We start from the raw sequence: 19,160 nt of genomic DNA, 5'->3' as shown, positions 1-19,160 counted from the left end.
TATTTTCGTCTGTATCGCACCCGGGCGCACTAGGTCGTGGGTTTGATGGCTTCCTTGTTAAATAAGTAATATACACGAATAAGGGGAATACAGGTACTACATTGCCCAGGCCTTTTCGCCTTTTTTATAGGGCAGGCAGGGATCAAATCTGGTAGGTACTGCCACATAACGCAGCGCCTCGGTAGCACCCGGTTTTGAGGTAAAGTAACCTAGTAATGTAAGTTCCTTAATTACTTGGAAATAATGAGGGCCAGCGCCATCTTTCTTGGGCTGCTGATTGTAAGCGACCCTTTCTTTATCAATACCGGTGAGCAACTGTGTACGCTGCTCCGGCGTAAGATCAATGAAGTTTTTGGAAAATTGTTTATTACTGGCTTCATCTATCTGCTTCAGGCCGTCCAGCACCCGTTGTTGGTCTTCAGGCTTGTAGCAATCATTCAGCATGGTAATAATAAATGCATCCACCCCGGCGGCTTTAGCGCCAGGCGTATTGGTTGTAGGGATGATGGTTTCTGCTACTTCTGATAGCAGGGCCTTGGTTTCCGGCGCTTGTAAAGCATAGTTCTTTGGACCCGTTTTACAACCATTCAGCGCAGCTAAAGTGGAGGCAGAAACGGCCGTACCCAGCAGGATGGCAACGCTTCTGATGGCTTCTCTTCTGTTCATGGTGTTGAGTTGGATAAGTGGAATTAAACCTATTCCCAACAAGTTGAAAAAAATTTCTGACATTTCAAGGGCTTAATTGATAAATGGGACATTTTTACGCTTATTCGCTCATGCTAAGTATTTACCAGTAAGGGATTGGCGCAGAAATTAAATTTTTCTAATGCAGGCTTTCATTGCGTCAAAATGACCTAATTCAGGCTACAGGGGGCCATAGCGGGCAAAAGAAAAAGCCAGCAAGTTCCCCAAGGAATTGCTGGCTTATACAGGGTATTTTGGTTATATTATTTTTCACTACTACTTGCAACGAATGAGCCTGCTTAGGGGAGGCAAAGGCCGCGCCTGCCTACATTACATATTTCCCCTGGGCGTCTGTCATGATCACCGGTATGCGGTGATGCTTTTCAAAATATTCGTAGGCCGTTCGCAGTTTATTCCAGAACTGCTCATCGTTATCATTGGTACACACTTTATTCATCAGATAACCGGTAGAACCCGTATTACTAAACTTCACCGGATAAACATGCACCGGGATAAAATCTTCTCCGGCGTTTTTGGCATTCACCGCCATGATATATACTTCGTCTATATATTCATCGCTGAGTGGAATACAGCCAATCGTTACACAGTTGCCGTGTATATAAATTTCATTGCCCGGTCTTTTGGGATCGCTTAAGATGCGGTCGGAATAGTTCGGATAATTAATACCCAGCGACAGGTGATAATTACTGTTAGGATTAAAATCATTGATATAATAAAATCCTTCCGGTACCTGAAGGTCGCCCTCATGGCGCTTTGGCCCCATCTTGCCCGACAGGGTGCATACCCGGTAAGTTTTAAACAGCCGGAAGGTATCGGCAATATTATTCTTTACCCATATTTCCAGCTCACTATCCAGCTTAAAAGAGCGGAGGTAAATATATTTGGCTGGATAGGTAAGCCCTTTTTTTTCAAATTCTTTTCTCAACGCCTCTTCCTTCATACGGTAAGCGTCTCCCACTTTAGGAAATAGTTTCTGGTTCTCCAAAAAGGATTGTTGTGCATGCAACGTTCCGGCAAGCAACAGCAGCGACAGGGATAAGGTAGTCCATTTCATCATAATGACACAACTTCTTCTTTATCTGTTAGCCAGGTGAAACCAGGCGATGAAATACATAAGACAAGCCAGCAACAAGTATAATACTGCACTACCCTTACGTCCTAGGAAACGCACTGCGTAATGCTGGTGGCCCCTGAAAACCAGGAAAGCCGTAATACTCTGGAAAATGCCCCCCAATAAAAATATTACACCAATTATTATATGGCTGTTCATAACAACGTAAAGCCGGGCGGATTATTTTATCGGTTCCGGGTCAGGTACAAATTTAACAAAAAAGCCGGGCTTTTGGCAGCATGCAGCCAATAGTGTATTTTGTTTTTAACAAGAATTTATGGCACTTTTCTTCTTCACCTCCTTAAAATAGGTTCAGTTGCAGCATATGCTCTGAAATCCAAGGCGCTGCGGGAATGGAACAGACCGTTTCAAAACATTTGGACCCGCAAGATCAGTACCAGGCGGCTCATTGCATTGATCAGTACAAGGTTGCCAAAAGAAAAGGCACCTGCCTGCGCAGATGCCTCCCTTTTGATTTATAAACATCAGAACACCTTACAAATTACCCCTTAACTCCTGCTCCCGCTCAATTGATTCGAACAGCGCCTTGAAATTACCTTTACCGAAAGATACGGCTCCCTTGCGCTGGATGATTTCGAAGAACACTGTAGGGCGGTCTTGCAATGGTTTGGTAAAGATTTGCAAAAGATAACCTTCATCATCCCGGTCTACCAATATGCCCAACCGTTCCAGCGAAGCAATGTCTTCATCGATCTTGCCTACGCGTCTTTGTAGATCTGCATAATAAGTATTTGGTACGGAGAGAAACTCTACGCCCCGGGCCTGCAAGTCGGATACGGTTTTAATGATATCATTGGTGGCAATCGCTACGTGCTGTACGCCGGGACCACCGTAGAAATCCAAGTATTCTTCTATCTGGGATTTTTTCTTTCCTTCGGCGGGTTCATTAATCGGGAATTTCACGCGGCCATTGCCATTGCTCATCACCTTGCTCATCAGGGCGGAATACTCCGTGGATATATCTGCATCGTCGAAAGAAATGAGATTACGGAAGCCCATTACTTTTTCATAGAAATCTACCCAGGTGTTCATTTCATTCCACCCTACATTTCCTACGCAATGGTCTACATATTGCAGGCCTGCATCGGCAGGATTGTAGGCGCTTTTTACTGCTTTGTAACCGGGCAGGAAAGCGCCTTTGTAGTCTTTTCTTTCAATGAACAAGTGTACCGTTTCTCCATAGGTGTAAATGCCGCTGCGCACTACCTCTCCAAATTCATCTTTCTCCGTAACTGGCTCCAGATAAGGCTTTGCGCCACGTTTTATTGTTTCTTCAAAAGCGCTGCGGGCATCGTCTACCCAAAGCGCCAGCACTTTAATGGCGTCGCCGTGTTTATCTACATGGCGGGCAATGTCGGAATCGGCATACATGGCCGTGGTCAATACAAACCGTAGCTTGTTTTGCACCAGCACATAAGAAGAGCGGTCGCGCACCCCCGTTTCTGGACCGGCATAAGCCACTGTCTGGAAGCCGAAAGCGGTCTTGTAGAAGTGGGCGGCCTGCTTGGCGTTGCCCACATAAAACTCTACGTAATCGGTGCCATTCAGCGGCAGGAAATCTTCCTGGGTGGCGATGGCGGGATGGTTTGCAAGTGTAGATTCCATGTTCATGTTGTTGTAACGGATTGGTTGGTTTTGACTTTATGAAACGAGTAATAATGCTTGTAAATGTTTATTAATAAAATCAATTTCCTCCGACGATAATCTTACCTGTACGGCGCGGGCGTTTTGTAAGGCCTGGTCTGCATTACGCGCACCCACCAGGGCAGCGCTAATGCCTGGCCGTTCTATAGTCCAGCGGATAACAAGCTGGCCCAGGGTGGCGTTTTTGCTTTCTGCCAATGGTTTGATCTTGGCCAGGAAGTCGTTGATACGGCGCACGTTCTCGGGCTGGTAAGACCGGGTGCTGCCCCGGTTATCGCCTTCGGCAAATACATGCCCCGGGCGAATTTTTCCGGTGAGAATACCCCGCTGCAACGGACTGTATGCCAGTATGCCAATGTTCTCCCGGATGGCGTACGGCACTACTTCATGCTCAATGCCTTTCTCCACCATGCTGTAAGGCACCTGGTTTGAAGCCAGTGGGATGACGGCATGTGCGCGTTTCATCTGTGACACGTTATAATTGCACACGCCTGCTTCCAGTATTTTACCCTGTTCCTGCAAGCGCAACACGGCTTCATAGGTTTCTTCTATGGGCGTAGTGCTGTCGTGCCAGTGAATCTGATACAGGTCTATGTAATCGGTACGAAGGCGGCGGAGGCTGTCTTCACATTCCTTAATCACACTATCCCTGCCGGCATATTTGTATACGTCAATGGCATTGCCCTGATTGTCTTTACTTTTCATGGCCAGTTCTCCATGCGGGGAGGCCAGATCCCAGCGCATACCAAATTTGGTCAGCACTTGTACTTTATCGCGGTTTACGCCTTGCAAGGCCTCTCCTACTAGTTCTTCACTGTAACCCTGCCCGTAGATCGGGGCGGTATCGATAGAAGTTACTCCCTCGTCGATGGAGGTTTGGATAGCTTTGATGGCGTCTTTATGTTCACTGCCACCCCACATCCATCCACCAATAGCCCAGGCGCCGAATGTTACGGCAGATACAGATACATTGCTCTTTCCAAGTTGACGGTATTCCATAATTTGTGTTTTTAGTAGGTTGTATTAATTAAAAGGTAATTGCGTTTATGATAGCATTTTCCTGCTTGATAGATTCTTTGGCCTGCATTACCATTTTATTAATACACATACATGGCAGCGGCTATTCCGTCCAGCTCTTCACATAATCTGCATCTTCAATACCCAGGGCCGCTGTGGTGATCTGCAAGGGGTGGAAGGTATCGACCATAACGGCCAGCTCCTTCGTTTCCCGGGCGCCAATGCTTTTTTCCACTGCGCCGGGATGCGGCCCATGCGGAATGCCTGCAGGATGCAGGGTGATCATACCCCTTGTCACGTGTTTGCGGCTCATAAAATCGCCATCTACATAATATAAGACCTCGTCGCTATCAATATTGCTATGATTATACGGCGCGGGGATAGATTGCGGGTGGTAATCGAACAGGCGTGGACAGAACGAACACACTACAAAATTAGTGCCTTCAAAAGTTTGATGTACCGGTGGCGGCTGGTGTATGCGACCCGTGATGGGCTCAAAGTCGTGGATGGAAAAAGCAAAGGGATATTCGCAGCCATCCCAGCCTACCACATCGAACGGATGATGCGCATAATGAATGGGATACAGGACACCCTTCTTTTTCACGCGAATTACAAAATCGCCCGCCTGATCTATGGTCTGAAGGTTTTGCGGCTGCCGTATATCGCGCTCACAAAAGGGCGCATGCTCCAGTAGCTGCCCGTATTTGCTCAGGTATCGCTTTGGGTAGCGGATAGGACTGAAAGACTCTACGATAAAAAGCCGGTTGTCTGCACTGGCAAAAGATAATTGGTAAATAGTACCGCGCGGCACCACCAGGTAATCGCCATATCCAAAGGTCAACACTCCATATTGGGAATGCAGTACACCACTGCCTTCGTGGATAAACAATAGTTCGTCTGCATCGGCATTTTTATACCAATAGCCATCCATGCTATGACGGGGAGCGGCCAGGGAAATATGCACATCGCTATTCACCAGCACCGGCGTACGGCTTTGCAGATAATCGTCTTGAGGGGTTATGTGGAAACCTTGGAAGCTACGGTGTTTCAACATTTTCTCCTCCGCCACCTGGGGTGCTACATCATAAGGCGTTTCCACCGAAAGTATCTCGGTGGGCGGATGGCAGTGGTAAAGCAATGAGGAATTGCCTGAGAAGCCTTCCGTGGAAAAAAGCTGCTCGGCAAACAAACCTCCATCCGGCTTTCTAAACTGGGTATGCCGCTTGTGCGGGATACGGCCAGCCTGGTGATAATGCGGCATGACTGGAAATTGAAATCAGGAAATATAAAGTGGAATATGCAAATTCATTATACACTACACCTGCCATCCAGAGCAGCAAGCAGGTACAAAAAAAACAGGGCATTACATTCTGCGGGGATATGCATTACATCGTCGAATCCATAGCCAGGGTGGCCATGAGGCAATAGTAGCGTAGTTGAATGCTATTTTTCAGTAACGATGACAAAATGAAGGTGATTTGTATGGCTAATGTACGGGATTTCACGGTAAAGCCACAAAAAATAGTGCGCATCTGGTAAATACTGGCCCCCCTGCGCAGTAAAAATGCAGCCAGGCCCTGTAATAGACGCAGCGGGCATTAGTTGCTACAGCATTTAATCAAAAAACAACACCATCTTTAAATAATTTCAAAAGTTTGACAAATGCTATTGCAATTGTCCTTGTTATTTCGCACTTTTGTTTCCAGAAAGTCATTAACACGCAGTGTACAGCATATCCACATATCACTTTTCCTCTCCTTGCAGCGTTCCTGCAACAGGCTTCACTGTGGCTTTTGGCGGTAGCTTTATGATTACTACCACCATTATTACAACCCTTCGGGGTTAATATTCACATATCGTCCTCCGACCAGTTAACTGGTACACCGCCGGCAAAGCTCCGGACCTTTCCAACATCAACTTTTTTCAAACATGCAAGTATTAAAATTCGGCGGTACCTCCGTAGGTAACGCAAAGGCCATCGAAAAGGTTTGCCATATCCTTCAGCATCACAAACCAGGTGGCCGTTATGCCATTGTAGTTTCCGCGATGAGCGGCGTTACCGACCAGCTCATTCAATGCGGCACACTCGCCGCCAAAGGACAAGAAAACTACAAACGCATCCTGGAAGATATTGAAATCAAACATTTCGATACCATCCGCACCCTATTTCCCATTACTATACACAGTGGCCTTATCAGCCAGGTAAAGAAAAGGCTCAATTCACTGGAAACCCTGGCCGATGGCATATTTCAAGTGGGCGAACTTTCCAAACGCACGCTAGACAAAATTATGAGCTTTGGCGAGCTGGTATCCTCTTATCTGGTAGCCGAGAAACTGAAACAATTGGGACTCTCCGCCACCTGGAAAGATAGCCGCGAACTTATTCTTACGGACGACCGCTTTGGCAATGCCCAGGTAGATTTTACGGCTACCAATCATCAATTACAACAGTTTTTTGCCAGCAGCCCCGCAGCATATACAGTGCTGCCGGGCTTTGTAGCCGCCACCGCAGAAAACGAAACAACCACCCTGGGGCGCGGCGGCTCCGACTATACCGCCGCCATCGTGGCAGCTGCTGTAAATGCAAGCCTGCTGGACATCTGGACCGACGTAAGCGGCATGATGACCGCCGATCCACGACTGGTATCACAGGCATTGCCCATTGCACACATCTCTTATGAAGAAGCCATGGAACTCTCCCACTTTGGTGCCAAGGTGATTTACCCACCTACCATCCAACCGGTCATGAACAAACGTATTCCTATCTGGATCAAAAATACCTTTGCGCCTGATGATCACGGTACTCTTATTCAAAACAGCACTGAGCGAAACTACCCCGTAACGGGCATATCGGGCATACAACATATTGCATTGCTTACCCTTGAAGGCAGTGGCATGGTGGGCATTCCCGGCTTCTCCAAACGCCTATTCGACGCGTTGCTGCATGCCCGCATTAACGTGATCCTCATCACCCAAAGTTCTTCAGAACATTCCATTACCGTAGGCATACACGAGGCAGACATGCTGAAAGCCAAAGCGGCGGTAGACGACGAATTTGGACAGGAGATCCACGAAAAGAAAATAGAACCCCTGCTGGTGGAGCGCGACCTGAGCATCATTGCAGTAGTAGGCGATAAAATGAAGAATCACCACGGCACCAGTGGCAAACTGTTTGGCGCCCTGGGCCGCAATGGCATTAACATTCGCGCCATTGCACAGGGATCTACCGAAAAAAATATCTCTACCGTTATCCATAAAAACGATATTAAAAAAGCGCTGAACGTACTGCACGAGGCTTTCTTTGAAACACCTACCAAACAGGTGAACCTGTTTATTGCCGGCGTGGGTAATGTGGGCAGCAAACTACTGGAGCAATTACACCAGCAGCACGCCTACCTGGAATCTGAACTAGGCTTGCACATTCGCGTGATCGGGGTGGCCAACAGTAAGCAAATGGCTTTCCGTGAAAAAGGCATTGCCTCCGGCGAATGGCGGGATGCACTGGTAGCCGGCGACCAGATGGAAATGAGCGCATTTGTACAACAGGCTAAAAAACTCAACCTGCGCAACAGCGTGTTTGTAGACAATACCGCCAGCCCCGCCGTGGCCGCCGTGTACAGCGAATTTTTACAACATGGTATATCGGTAGTCACCTGCAATAAAATTGCCTGTTCTTCCGGTTATGCCAATTATAAAAAACTGAAAGACCTGGCCCGCCAGTTCAATGCATCTTTCCTGTTCGAAACCAATGTAGGCGCCGGATTGCCGGTGATCAATACCCTGAACGATATGATACGCAGCGGCGACCAGGTGCGCAGCATACAGGCCGTACTGTCTGGAAGCCTCAACTTCGTGTTCAATCATTTCGTGGGCAATGCCAACTTCCGCGATGTTGTAAAGGCCGCGCAAGACGAAGGTTATACCGAACCCGATCCGCGCATAGACCTAAGCGGCGTAGATGTGGCCCGCAAAATTCTTATCCTGGCAAGGGAAAGCGGGGTGCCACTGGAAATGGAAGATATCGTAAACAATTCCTTCCTTCCGGAAGCAGCCTTGTATGCACCCTCTGTGCCAGCCTTTTATGAACAACTGGATGTATTTGCCGATTATTTCAATGGCCTGCGCAACGCCGCCGAAAAAGAAGGCAAACGCTTAAAGTTTGTAGCCGCTTATGAAGATGGCAAAGCCTCCGTGGGCCTGCAAGCAGTAGGGCCAGATCATCCCTTCTATAATTTGCAGGGCAAGGATAACATCGTACTCTTTACCACGGCCCGGTATGCCGAGCAGCCCCTCATGGTGAAGGGCGCAGGCGCGGGGGCCGATGTAACGGCCTCCGGTATCTTTGCAGACATCATCCGCACGGCGCGGTAATTCATTTTTCCATCTTAAATATTACTAACGACTCCTTCATATGGATACAGACTGTATAAAAATATTTGCGCCCGCCACCGTAGCCAACGTAGCCTGTGGCTTCGACGTAATTGGCCTGGCCATCGATGCCCCCGGCGACGAAATTATCCTGCGCAAAACAGACACACCTGGCATTGTAATCAAAGCCATTCACGGCGCAGACCTGCCGCTGGATCCCTTGTTGAATGTATGCGGCGTGGCCGCCCAGCACTTCCTTAAAAAACTGGACCAGCCAGATGCCGGTGTGGAAATGGAAATTTTTAAAAACATTGCTCCCGGCAGCGGTATTGGCTCCAGCGCCGCCAGCAGCGCCGGTGCCGCGGTAGGCCTAAATGAACTGTTTGGCCGCCCTTTCGACAACAAACAACTCATTCGCTTCGCCATGGAAGGCGAACGGCTGGCCAGCGGTGCTGCGCATGCAGACAATGTAGCGCCGGCCATCATGGGCGGGTTTACGCTGGTACGCAGTTACCAGCCGCTGGACATTACCGCCTTGCACACCCCGGCAGCATTATGGGTAACCGTTATTCATCCGCAGATAGAAGTAAAAACATCCGACGCCCGCGCCATCCTCAAACAAAAAGTGCTGATGACAGACGCCATTAAACAATGGGGCAATGTGGCAGCCCTGGTGGCCGGCTTGTACCAGGAAGATTACGGACTCATCTCCCGCTCGCTGGAAGATGTGATTGTGGAACCGGTGCGTGCTATCCTAATACCTGCTTTCCATGAACTAAAAATAAAATGTAAGGAAGCCGGCGCACTAGGTGGGGGCATTTCCGGCAGCGGCCCATCCGTATTCATGCTGAGCCGGGGTGAAATCATTGCCCGCCAGGTGCGCGATGTGATGAATGAAGTATATGCACCCCTGGGGGTAGATTATAACATCTATGTATCCCCCATCAGCACCCAGGGTTCCCGGGTAATACCGATGTAACCAGGCGGCATTCCACCGGCTACAAAAAATGGCAGCAATCATCGTATAAACAATAAAATAATGCAGTATTATAGCCTAAATAACCACGCACTAAAAGTTTCCTTCACCACCGCAGTGGTGCAGGGTCTGGCCCCTGACCGTGGCCTGTATTTCCCCGAGTCGCTTCCCGCACCTGACTTACATTTTATACAAGCCCTCGAAAAATATAGTGACCAGGAAATTGCCTACCAGGTAATAGCCCCCTTCGTTGGCGATGATATACCGGAAACCGTTTTAAAGCAGATCATCAGCGACACGCTGAGCTTTCCTTTCCCGGTGAATGAAGTAGAGCCTAACGTATATGCGTTGGAGTTATTCCACGGTCCTACACTGGCATTTAAAGATGTGGGTGCGCGTTTTATGGCAGGCTGCCTGGGATACCTGCTGCGCAACGATCAGCGCCCTGTTACCGTTCTGGTAGCCACTTCCGGCGATACCGGAGGCGCCGTAGCCGCCGGCTTCCACCAGGTACCGGGCATTAATGTGGTGATCCTCTACCCCTCAGGTAAGGTAAGCACCCTACAGGAAAAGCAACTCACCACCCTGGGTGGCAACATCCGGGCGCTGGAGGTACAAGGCAGCTTCGACGACTGCCAACGCATGGTTAAAAGTGCCTTCCTCGATGCAGCGCTACAGCAACATGTACTGCTTACTTCCGCCAATTCTATTAATGTGGCCCGCTGGCTACCACAAATGTTTTACTATTTCCTGGCGGTGAAACAACTTAAAGCACTGGGTAAGCAAAACCCGGTATTCTCAGTACCCAGTGGCAACTTTGGCAATATCTGCGCAGGCATCTTGGCATCTATTTTAGGGCTTCCTATCGCACACTTCATTGCCGCTACCAACGTAAACGATACCGTGCCCCGCTATTTGGAAAACGGTGATTATAAACCTTCCGCCCCCATCGCTACCCTCAGTAACGCTATGGACGTGGCAGAGCCGAGCAATTTTGTGCGTGTGCTGCAATTGTTCGAACAAAATTTTCCCGCATTACAGGCAAAACTTTCCGGCTACGCTTTCGACGATACTGCTACGGTACAGGCCATGGAAGCTATGTATAAAAATAATGGCTACCTACTGGACCCGCATGGCGCAGTAGGTTACCTGGGCCTCAAAAAATACCTGGCCCTACACCCGGAGACCACCGGCGTTTTCCTGGAAACAGCCCACCCGGTAAAGTTTGCCGACACCGCACCCCATGCGCTGAAAGCCCACATTCACATCCCCGCACGGGTACAGGCGCTATATGACCTACCCAAACAAAGCATTCCGCTCCCGGCAACAGATGAGGCATTAAAGGCCTGGTTGCTGCAACAATAAAAAGTAGGTCAACTGGGTATACCTGCGCCGCAACTATGTACTGTTGCGGCGCTTTTTTTTCAGACCAAAGGATACAAATCCAACGCATATGGCAGCATAAAAACTAATCCCTCTTTTCGTAGCTTTACGCACTATGAAAAAAATCTGTTTAATATTCCTGCTGGCTGCTGTAGCCTGCCAGCAAAAGAAACAGCCCGTACAGCAAACTGCTACTCACCCTGCCGCCGCCAACGATTCGGCGCTGTATGCACCAGGAATAGCACCCCTCACCGATTCTATTCAACGGTTTCCTACCGCCTCCTCTTTGTATTACCGCCGGGGCCTCCTGCTCTTCAATACCCAGCCTTCCCTGGCACTGGCCGACCTGGAAAAGGCTACCAGCCTGAATGCCAGCGTACCAGACTTCCCCGCCGCCGCCGGCGAAGCCGCTATTAATAATGAATTATACCCGAAGGCCATCGCTTATTTCCGCCAGGCACTGGCCCTCTCGCCGGCAGACAATTACCTGAAATACCGCCTATCACTGGCCCTCATCGAAAACAAAAATTACCATAGTGCAGACAGTGCGGTGAATGAACTGGCTAAGGACGTACACTCCCGCGACCGCGCCGGCTACCTTCGCGCCCGGATGGCAGAAGAACAAAAAGACACCAGCGCCGCCATTAACTACCTTACAGACGCCATAAGCCTGGCCGGCAAAAACAGCCAGTTCGACGCCGTGATGGAACTAGGCTACCTGCTGAGCGCCCGTAACATGCCCAAAGCATTACAATATTTTCTGCTAGCCGCCCAGATAGACCCTACCAGCGGTGATCCTATGATGGCTACCGGCGATTTCCTGCAAGCCCAAAAGAATTACCCTGCCGCCATAGAAGCGTATAAACAATGTATCCTCGCTGATGCAGCATATACGAACGCCTACTTTGCCCTGGGCGACATTGCCCGCCTGCAGCAAAGATGGAAGGAAGGTGGCCTGTATTATGGCATGGCCGCCAAAACCGCCCCCACCAGTGCTACGGCCTATTACCTGCGCGGTCTATGCGAAGAAAAATTGGGCAACAAAACCGCCGCCAAAGAGGATTATTATAAAGCCCTGTCTTTCCAAAAATCTTACCCCGAGGCCCAAGCTGCCCTGGACCGGGTAAAAGGATAAATACGCACCGATCGCGCAACGCCTTGTGAAAGCCGGTAATTATTCTTTATTATTGCACTGAACCTAAATGAATGTTAAATCCATGCCTAACAGACCGCTTTATATAGCTCCTTCCTTGCTGGCGGCAGATTTCCTCCATATTGATCAGGCCGTGGACCTGATCAACGATAGTGAGGCAGACTGGCTCCACCTCGATGTAATGGACGGACGCTTTGTACCTAACATCAGCTTTGGCATGCCCATCATCGCCGCTGTAAAGAAAAGGATTAAAAAAACCTGTGACGTACACCTCATGATTGTAGAGCCGGAAAAATATGCCGCCGATTTTAAAAAGGCCGGCGCCGACCTACTCACCGTACACTACGAGGTATGCCCCCACCTGCACCGTAATATTCAGCAGATAAAAGACCTGGGCATGAAGGCTGGCGTGGCCATCAACCCCCACACCACCATCTCGCAACTGGAAAACATTATTACCGATGTAGACCTGATATTGGTGATGAGCGTAAACCCGGGCTTTGGCGGACAAACCTTCATCCCGCAGACCTACCAGAAACTTCATGAGCTGCGCAAGCTGATTGACCAAACGGGCGCTTCCGCGCTTATAGAAGTAGATGGTGGCATTAGCGCCCATAACGCAGCAGAAATTGTGGCCGCCGGCGCAGACGTGCTGGTAGCGGGTAGCAGCGTATTTGGCGCACCCGATCCACGCGCGGCCATCCATGCATTAAAAACGGCAACGAAATAATTCCGTCGCCGCAGCAAATAAAAAAGCCCTGTACGCATTGTATAGGGCTGTTGCTTTTATATAATTTGTTCGCTATCCTTATTGCTCCTGCCCTTCTTCCAGCAGTTTCATCATCACCCCATGCGCCAGCGGTTTGGTGAGATAACCATTTACAAAATGATATTGGCTCACCCTTTCCTTATCCTTCTCATCAATGGAGGAAGTAAGTACATAAATCCGCACCCCTTGCGGAATCTGGTTATAGAAGGTTGCATATTCATTAAGAAAATCCCATCCATCCATCACCGGCATATTCAAGTCCAGCAGGATAAGGTCTGGCATAGCGGCGGCGTCCTGCAAATGTTCTTTTAAGTATGTAAGTACCTCCTCTGCATCACAAAATTTCATGATCTGCTTGGCCACACCTAACCGTTCTAACATGATCTGTGAGATCTGCTGATGAATGGGATCATCGTCTACAATAAAAATCATGTTAAAGGCCTTCATGCTCATAATAGGGATCATTCGGCCTTAAAAGTAATGATAAATTTCGTACCTGCGCCCAAAGTACTTTCCGCGCGTATGCTGCCGCCCATCGCCTCTACCTGGCTTTTGGTGATAAAAAGCCCAATGCCCTTTGCATCTTTATTCTTATGAAAAGTTTTACGGAAACCAAATAATTTACTTCCAAACCGGTCCATATCAATGCCCACGCCATTATCTTCCGCCGTAAGTACTACGAAATCGTCTTCCCGCCGGGCTTGCAAATGCAGCTTGGGCGGCCTTTCCGGCGAGCGGTACCGGATAGCGTTCGTAATCATGTTTTGGATAATGCTATCCAGGTACACCTTCGGATATTCAATACCAGGCGCTTCTTCAAAATCGGTGGTCAGCTGCATGCCACTGGTTTCTATATCCATATAAAGGATCTCACGGAGGTGCTGCACCCGGTCGGCAAAGTTCAGCCACTCTCGCTCCACATTCACATCTTTCCGGATTTGCACCACTTCTACCAGGTCGTTCAACGTTTCATCTATTTTTTTGATCACTTCATGCAGCATACCCAGGTACAGCTCTTTTTCCTGCTGGGCCAATGCTTCGTTGTGCATTTGCATGAGCGCTTTCAGGTTGGCAATGGGCGCACGCAGGTTGTGCGAGGTGATGTGGGCAAATTCTTCCAGTTGCTTGTTTTGCTTCAGCAGGTTTTTATTCAGGCTGTTTAGTTGCTCATTAGCCTTGCGCAGCTCTTTCGACATTTTTTTGCTGTCGGTAATGTCACGGAAAAATACCGATACACCACCTTCCCGCATGGGCGCAATCAAGAAATCGTACCAGCGATCTACGCGCTGGAAATAACTGTTAAAAGATTGCGATGCCCTGCGGTTAATGCTCTCATTGAGACGGGCATGGAAAGTAGTATTCACCATCCACGGAAGCAGTTCAAAAATATTGCTGTCTGTACGCACCGACCGGCCGATGATCTGCTGGGCCTTACGATTAAGGTAAGTTACGCGGCCATCGTCTTCAATGGCAGCATACCCCATATCGATAGAATCGAAGAAAAGGCGCATCATTTCCTGGTTGCGCGTGAGCTGGCCTCTCATCTGGTATTGCTCGGTGATGTCTTGCACCACACCATAGATACGCACCAGTTTATTGTTTTCATACACAGGGCGGCCTATGGCGCGTACCCGCTTTGTATTGTTGCGGGCTGTGCGCAGGGTAAGCTGCACATCATTGGGCTTCTTGCCTTGTATAATGGCCTTCACCATACCGCGCAGCAAGGCCTGCGATTCTTCTGCATAAAAGGCTTGCAGGCGGGTGAAGGTGATGGGCGGGTACAATGGTATCTCGTGGATCTTGTACGTTTCATCGCTCCAGCGCAGGTGTTTCTTGCGTACGTCCAGCTCCCAGCCGCCAATCTTGCCGATCTCGCCGGTTTGCAAAAGCAACTCCTGCGACTTGGTGTTTTCGCTTTCCTGGCGTTTCTTCTCGGTCACATCATTCATCAGTGCCACTACGATCAAATCTTTATCCACTGGGTCTTCCACGGGAAAAATGGTCATGTCTATATACACCTCGCGGCGTACATTGGTCCATTTCTGTTCGCGGCTAAAGTCCAGTTTTTTCTCCACGCGGATCATCTTGTTTTTTTGCAAAACTTCCATAAACAGGTTGTCCAATTGGAAAAGGCGGGAAAAAGGATCGCTGAGAATATTATATTGTTCTACAGAATTTTCAACTATAGGTGAATTAAAAAATGTTCGCTGCGTCTGGTTTACCCGCTGGATAAAGCCAAAGTTATCGAACTGGATATAACCCATGGGTAGGTTCTCGATGATATTGTCCAACAAACGCTGGTTCTTTTCCACGGCTATTTTAGCGAGTTTCTTATCCGTGATTTCGTCCAGTATGAGAAACAGGAAGGTCACTTCGTTGGCAGCACTGAGAATGGGAAATACCGTAGCTTCGTAGTAAGCAGGCGATACACGGGTGATATTGCCTTGTAGCTCTTCTTTATATTTAAGCAGTAGTTCCTTTTTCACAGCTTCCTTGCGGTTCAGCACTTCGAGAAACAGGTCGCACAAGCCATTGCGCTGGTAATACGGATCGCTGAGCAGGTTGTAGCCAGGCTGCGTCATCACCGGATGATCATTCCCCCATATCTGGCGCTGCATTTTATTCATGTCTATACTAAGTCCCTGCGGACTGAATTCCTGCAATCCTATGGGCAGTTTTTCCAGCACATCGCGGAAGAAGCGCTCATTTTCGCGCAGTTGTATTTCCTTTAGCTTGCGCTCCGTCACGTCAAAGCCAATCACCACATAGCCGGTGATAAGCTGGCGTTCATCTACCATAGGAGTAAAGGTGGCATCTATCCAAATACTACGTTTATCCTGTAAAATTATAGCCAGTTCACTGCGCCAGGTTTGACCAGCTGCCAGGCTGCCTCCCAGTGCTTGCCAGTCGGGTATATGGGGTGGTGCAATCAAGTCGGCAAAAGAACGACCTCTAAGCAGCGGCTCAGGCTGCTGTAGTACATTACACGCATGGGCATAAGCAGATACAATGTGCCAGGTGGTATCCAGCATCAACACCAGCGCACAACTATTAATTGCTTGCTGTATGCTCTGTAGTTGAAAGTCGGACCGGCGCAGGTCGTTATAGTAATTGAGCTCATTACTGATATTACGGCAAATAAAAAAGGCCGCCTCCACTTCTCCACTTTCACTTAAAAGCGGTTTAAAGCTGATCTCAAAATGAGCAGGGGCCTGTCCCGGCAACCTTACAGCGTTTACAAACTGAAATGATTCTCCCAGCAGTGCGCGGTGCCAGTCGGGGGGCTGATGCCCAAAGAGAGGAATCTTATTGCCTAATGCTTTGAGATTATCACCCTTTCTTAATGCAATACCCTGATATTTTAAGATTTCCGCTCCGAATGCCGCGTTCATATCCAGCAGACAGCAATTTTTATCATATACCGCCACCGGATCCCGGATCACATCCAGGATTTGCTTCATCATCGCAATGTTCATAGGCATATGTAAGAGATCATAAAAATAACTAATATATTCATTAAAACACAATCTATTATAGAAAACCGTGTCTTCTACCGCACCCAATTTGGTAAAACTCAATATCTTTGAACCCGCTCCGGGGCAGGTTGGAGGTTTGATAATAGTCAGCAACCTCCTCTGGGGCCAGGGAGATCTCTGAGTAGTTAGGCAGCAGCGTAAAAAACTATAACTATTTAATAACTAGCCGATTACGAAAAGTTGTCATGGAATCAATATAAACCATCATAAAAAATCTGAGGATGAAAGTACTAATTATTATGGGTTCTGAAAGCGACAAACCTGTAATGCAAGAGTCACAAAACTTTTTAAATTATTTTAACATTGAAAGTGAAATGGTGGTGGCGTCTGCCCACCGGAATCCGGACAAGGTGCGCGAATTGTGCATGAATGCCGCAGGTAATGGTTTTGGTGCCGTGATCGCAGCCGCCGGTATGGCCGCCGCCCTGCCAGGCGTGGTAGCAGCCTACACCTCACTACCTGTATTGGGTGTGCCCCTGGAAGGTGGCTTACCCGGTGGTGTAGACGCCCTATATTCTATTGTACAGATGCCAGCCGGCCTGCCCGTTGGCACTTTGGCAGTAGGTAAGGCAGGTGCCCGCAATGCCGCCGTATTGGCAGCCCGCATTTTTGCATTAAGCGATAAAGCGGTGGCAGAAAAAGTGGAAGCTTTTAAAGCCCAGGGCTACAAACTGTAAGTATCTACTTGCATTTAAAACAGCCTACGGCCCAGTGCCCACTGCTGGATGAAATATTTAACTTTTACGGAAGAGGCCTCAATTTCCAAAAGACCCTAGCTAAAGGCGAGCTGTCATACAGCTTCCTGCTCGTCTTTTGGAAATTGTTTTTTTATGGGAACCCGTACTGGCTGCGGATGTTATCTTTCCTACACCAATATTAATAACGGTATAACAGGCATTAGCTATTACGTTCTTCTTGCCTTTTTCAGTACGATTGTAACAACTGCCGGAATGGGTTTGCCGCGTTAATTCTTTAAACGATTGCCCTTTAAGTTTATCTGACTTACTGTGTGCCGGGGCGTGGTAAATGGCAGCGCAAATAGTGTACTATTACTATGCAAATTTATTTATCCCCTTGCTGTGCAGAAATAATTAATTATAAACTAATTTTTAACATGTTTTGCAAGCTTTTTGCTTGTAAATTGGGATAATACCTGAGGCAGATAACTGCCGGGCGTAATTACTTAGCTTAGCCGACCTTCATGATAATTCATCGCAGCGGGACTTCAGCCGCCAGGCCGCTGAATGACGCCCGCTATAAGTTCGCACCTACTGTTGCTGGCTGGCTATGCCAACCACGGCACCTCTCTAAGTCTAAGGGCGCCTTCACCTTATTTCATCATTAAATTTTCTTACCGTTGACGGAATCTATTATTAACCTGGACAGTATCAATCCTATTGAGTTTTTCGGTGTCAACAATGGAAAACTGGATTTACTGAAGAAAAAGTTTCCCTTACTTAAAATCCTCTCCCGTGGAACGCAACTTAAATTATCCGGATCGGCAGAAGAAGTCAATGTAGCCAGTGAAAAGATCAGCCAGATCGTACAATACCTGGAACGCAATGGCAACCTCAGCGAAAATTATTTTGAACAGATCCTGGGCGATGAAGAAAGCGTGGATAGTTTTAAAGATCGCAATCCAAACGAAGTATTGGTATTCGGACCCAATGGCCGTAACGTGAAAGCCCGGACTGCCGGCCAAAAGCGGATGGTGCAACTGGTAGACAAGAACGATATTGTGTTTGCCATAGGCCCTGCCGGTACCGGTAAAACCTACACTGCCGTAGCCCTGGCGGTACGCGCGCTCAAGAACAAGGCCGTGCGCAAGATCATCCTTACCCGCCCCGCCGTGGAAGCGGGCGAAAGCCTGGGTTTCCTGCCCGGCGACCTGAAAGAAAAGATCGATCCTTACCTGCGCCCTCTCTATGATGCGCTGGACGATATGATTCCGGCAGACAAACTCACGTACTTTATGACCAACCGGGTGATAGAGATTGCGCCTCTGGCCTATATGCGCGGTCGCACGCTGGATCATGCCTTTATTATTCTGGACGAGGCCCAAAACGCCACCGACCTGCAACTGAAAATGTTCCTGACACGTATTGGTTCTAATGCTAAGGCCATCATCACCGGCGATATGACCCAGATAGACCTTCCCAAAAATCAACGTTCCGGCCTGGAAAAAGCCAGTCGTATCCTGATGGGGGTAGACGGTATAGGTAATCTGCGCCTGGATGAAGAAGATGTGGTAAGGCACCGCCTGGTGAAAGCCATCATCCGCGCCTACGATGCGGCCCAGGAAGAGGAAGACCAGCCAAGACCTTATGTGAATGTGCAACGCACTAAACTGGCGGAGTAAAAGGCCGCCCATACTATAATTAAATGCTTCCCGGAAGATGATGTCTGTAAACCGGGAAGCATTTTATGACCTTTTGTACCCATGCCGCCCCTCAAAATCTAGCGTTTGCCGTCAAATT

The 19,160-nt window shown here is 48.6% G+C and carries 14 protein-coding genes; 7 read left to right on the top strand and 7 right to left on the bottom strand.

Features of this window, described 5'->3' with window-relative positions; genetic code table 11:
- Positions 1-96: 96 nt before the first annotated feature.
- The 5 genes from GA0116948_RS07455 to GA0116948_RS07430 form a co-directional block, all read right to left on the bottom strand.
- Positions 97-666 (bottom strand): gluconate 2-dehydrogenase subunit 3 family protein, encoded by a 570-nt coding sequence (locus GA0116948_RS07455; protein ID WP_089711136.1) that lies wholly within the window; start codon positions 664-666, stop codon positions 97-99.
- 343 nt (positions 667-1,009) lie between these two features.
- A complete protein-coding gene (locus tag GA0116948_RS07450; RefSeq protein WP_240619162.1) occupies positions 1,010-1,762 on the bottom strand; it encodes a L,D-transpeptidase family protein in 753 nt (250 codons plus the stop codon).
- Positions 1,763-2,311: 549 nt separating this feature from the next.
- The gene (gene hppD, locus GA0116948_RS07440; RefSeq protein WP_205686074.1) at positions 2,312-3,442 is read right to left on the bottom strand and encodes a 4-hydroxyphenylpyruvate dioxygenase; all 1,131 of its coding nucleotides are present in this window, start codon (positions 3,440-3,442) and stop codon (positions 2,312-2,314) included.
- A gap of 36 nt (positions 3,443-3,478) precedes the next feature.
- Positions 3,479-4,480, bottom strand: coding sequence for an aldo/keto reductase (locus GA0116948_RS07435; RefSeq protein ID WP_089710678.1), 1,002 nt, complete (start codon positions 4,478-4,480; stop codon positions 3,479-3,481).
- A gap of 121 nt (positions 4,481-4,601) precedes the next feature.
- On the bottom strand, positions 4,602-5,759 hold the full coding sequence (locus GA0116948_RS07430) for a homogentisate 1,2-dioxygenase (protein ID WP_089710676.1): 1,158 nt from the start codon (positions 5,757-5,759) through the stop codon (positions 4,602-4,604).
- A 668-nt stretch (positions 5,760-6,427) separates the two neighbouring features.
- Between GA0116948_RS07430 and thrA the strand changes: the two genes are divergently transcribed.
- The 5 genes from thrA to rpe all read left to right on the top strand — a co-directional run bounded on the left by thrA (position 6,428) and on the right by rpe (position 13,108).
- Positions 6,428-8,869 (top strand): bifunctional aspartate kinase/homoserine dehydrogenase I, encoded by a 2,442-nt coding sequence (thrA, locus tag GA0116948_RS07425; RefSeq protein ID WP_089710674.1) that lies wholly within the window; start codon positions 6,428-6,430, stop codon positions 8,867-8,869.
- 40 nt (positions 8,870-8,909) lie between these two features.
- Positions 8,910-9,845, top strand: a complete 936-nt coding sequence (locus GA0116948_RS07420) for a homoserine kinase (RefSeq protein ID WP_089710672.1) — start codon at positions 8,910-8,912, stop codon at positions 9,843-9,845.
- Positions 9,846-9,905: 60 nt separating this feature from the next.
- Entirely contained in the window at positions 9,906-11,207 is a 1,302-nt protein-coding gene (gene thrC / locus GA0116948_RS07415; protein ID WP_089710670.1) for a threonine synthase, read from the top strand.
- A 133-nt stretch (positions 11,208-11,340) separates the two neighbouring features.
- Positions 11,341-12,360, top strand: a complete 1,020-nt coding sequence (locus GA0116948_RS07410) for a tetratricopeptide repeat protein (RefSeq protein WP_089710668.1) — start codon at positions 11,341-11,343, stop codon at positions 12,358-12,360.
- An 82-nt stretch (positions 12,361-12,442) separates the two neighbouring features.
- A complete protein-coding gene (gene rpe, locus GA0116948_RS07405) occupies positions 12,443-13,108 on the top strand; it encodes a ribulose-phosphate 3-epimerase (protein ID WP_089711135.1) in 666 nt (221 codons plus the stop codon).
- 78 nt (positions 13,109-13,186) lie between these two features.
- Here the strand turns inward: rpe and GA0116948_RS07400 are convergent, their stop codons facing one another.
- Positions 13,187-13,612 (bottom strand): response regulator, encoded by a 426-nt coding sequence (locus GA0116948_RS07400; protein ID WP_089710666.1) that lies wholly within the window; start codon positions 13,610-13,612, stop codon positions 13,187-13,189.
- Positions 13,609-16,623: a PAS domain-containing sensor histidine kinase gene (locus tag GA0116948_RS07395; protein ID WP_165798374.1), complete on the bottom strand. Its 3,015-nt coding sequence runs from the start codon at positions 16,621-16,623 to the stop codon at positions 13,609-13,611. The genes GA0116948_RS07400 and GA0116948_RS07395 overlap by 4 nt, the downstream gene beginning before the upstream one ends.
- Positions 16,624-16,904: 281 nt before the next feature.
- Here GA0116948_RS07395 and purE point away from each other — a divergent pair, with 281 nt between their 5' ends.
- Both purE and GA0116948_RS07385 read left to right on the top strand, forming a co-directional pair.
- Positions 16,905-17,360: a 5-(carboxyamino)imidazole ribonucleotide mutase gene (gene purE, locus GA0116948_RS07390; RefSeq protein ID WP_089710663.1), complete on the top strand. Its 456-nt coding sequence runs from the start codon at positions 16,905-16,907 to the stop codon at positions 17,358-17,360.
- A gap of 680 nt (positions 17,361-18,040) precedes the next feature.
- Positions 18,041-19,042: a PhoH family protein gene (locus GA0116948_RS07385; protein ID WP_089710661.1), complete on the top strand. Its 1,002-nt coding sequence runs from the start codon at positions 18,041-18,043 to the stop codon at positions 19,040-19,042.
- The last annotated feature ends 118 nt before the right edge of the window (positions 19,043-19,160 follow it).

The sequence above is a fragment of the Chitinophaga costaii genome, from assembly GCF_900094705.1.
Lineage (GTDB): Bacteria > Bacteroidota > Bacteroidia > Chitinophagales > Chitinophagaceae > Chitinophaga > Chitinophaga costaii.
The sequence above is the reverse complement of the archived record's forward strand: the minus strand, read 5'-3'. Positions and strand labels throughout refer to the sequence as shown.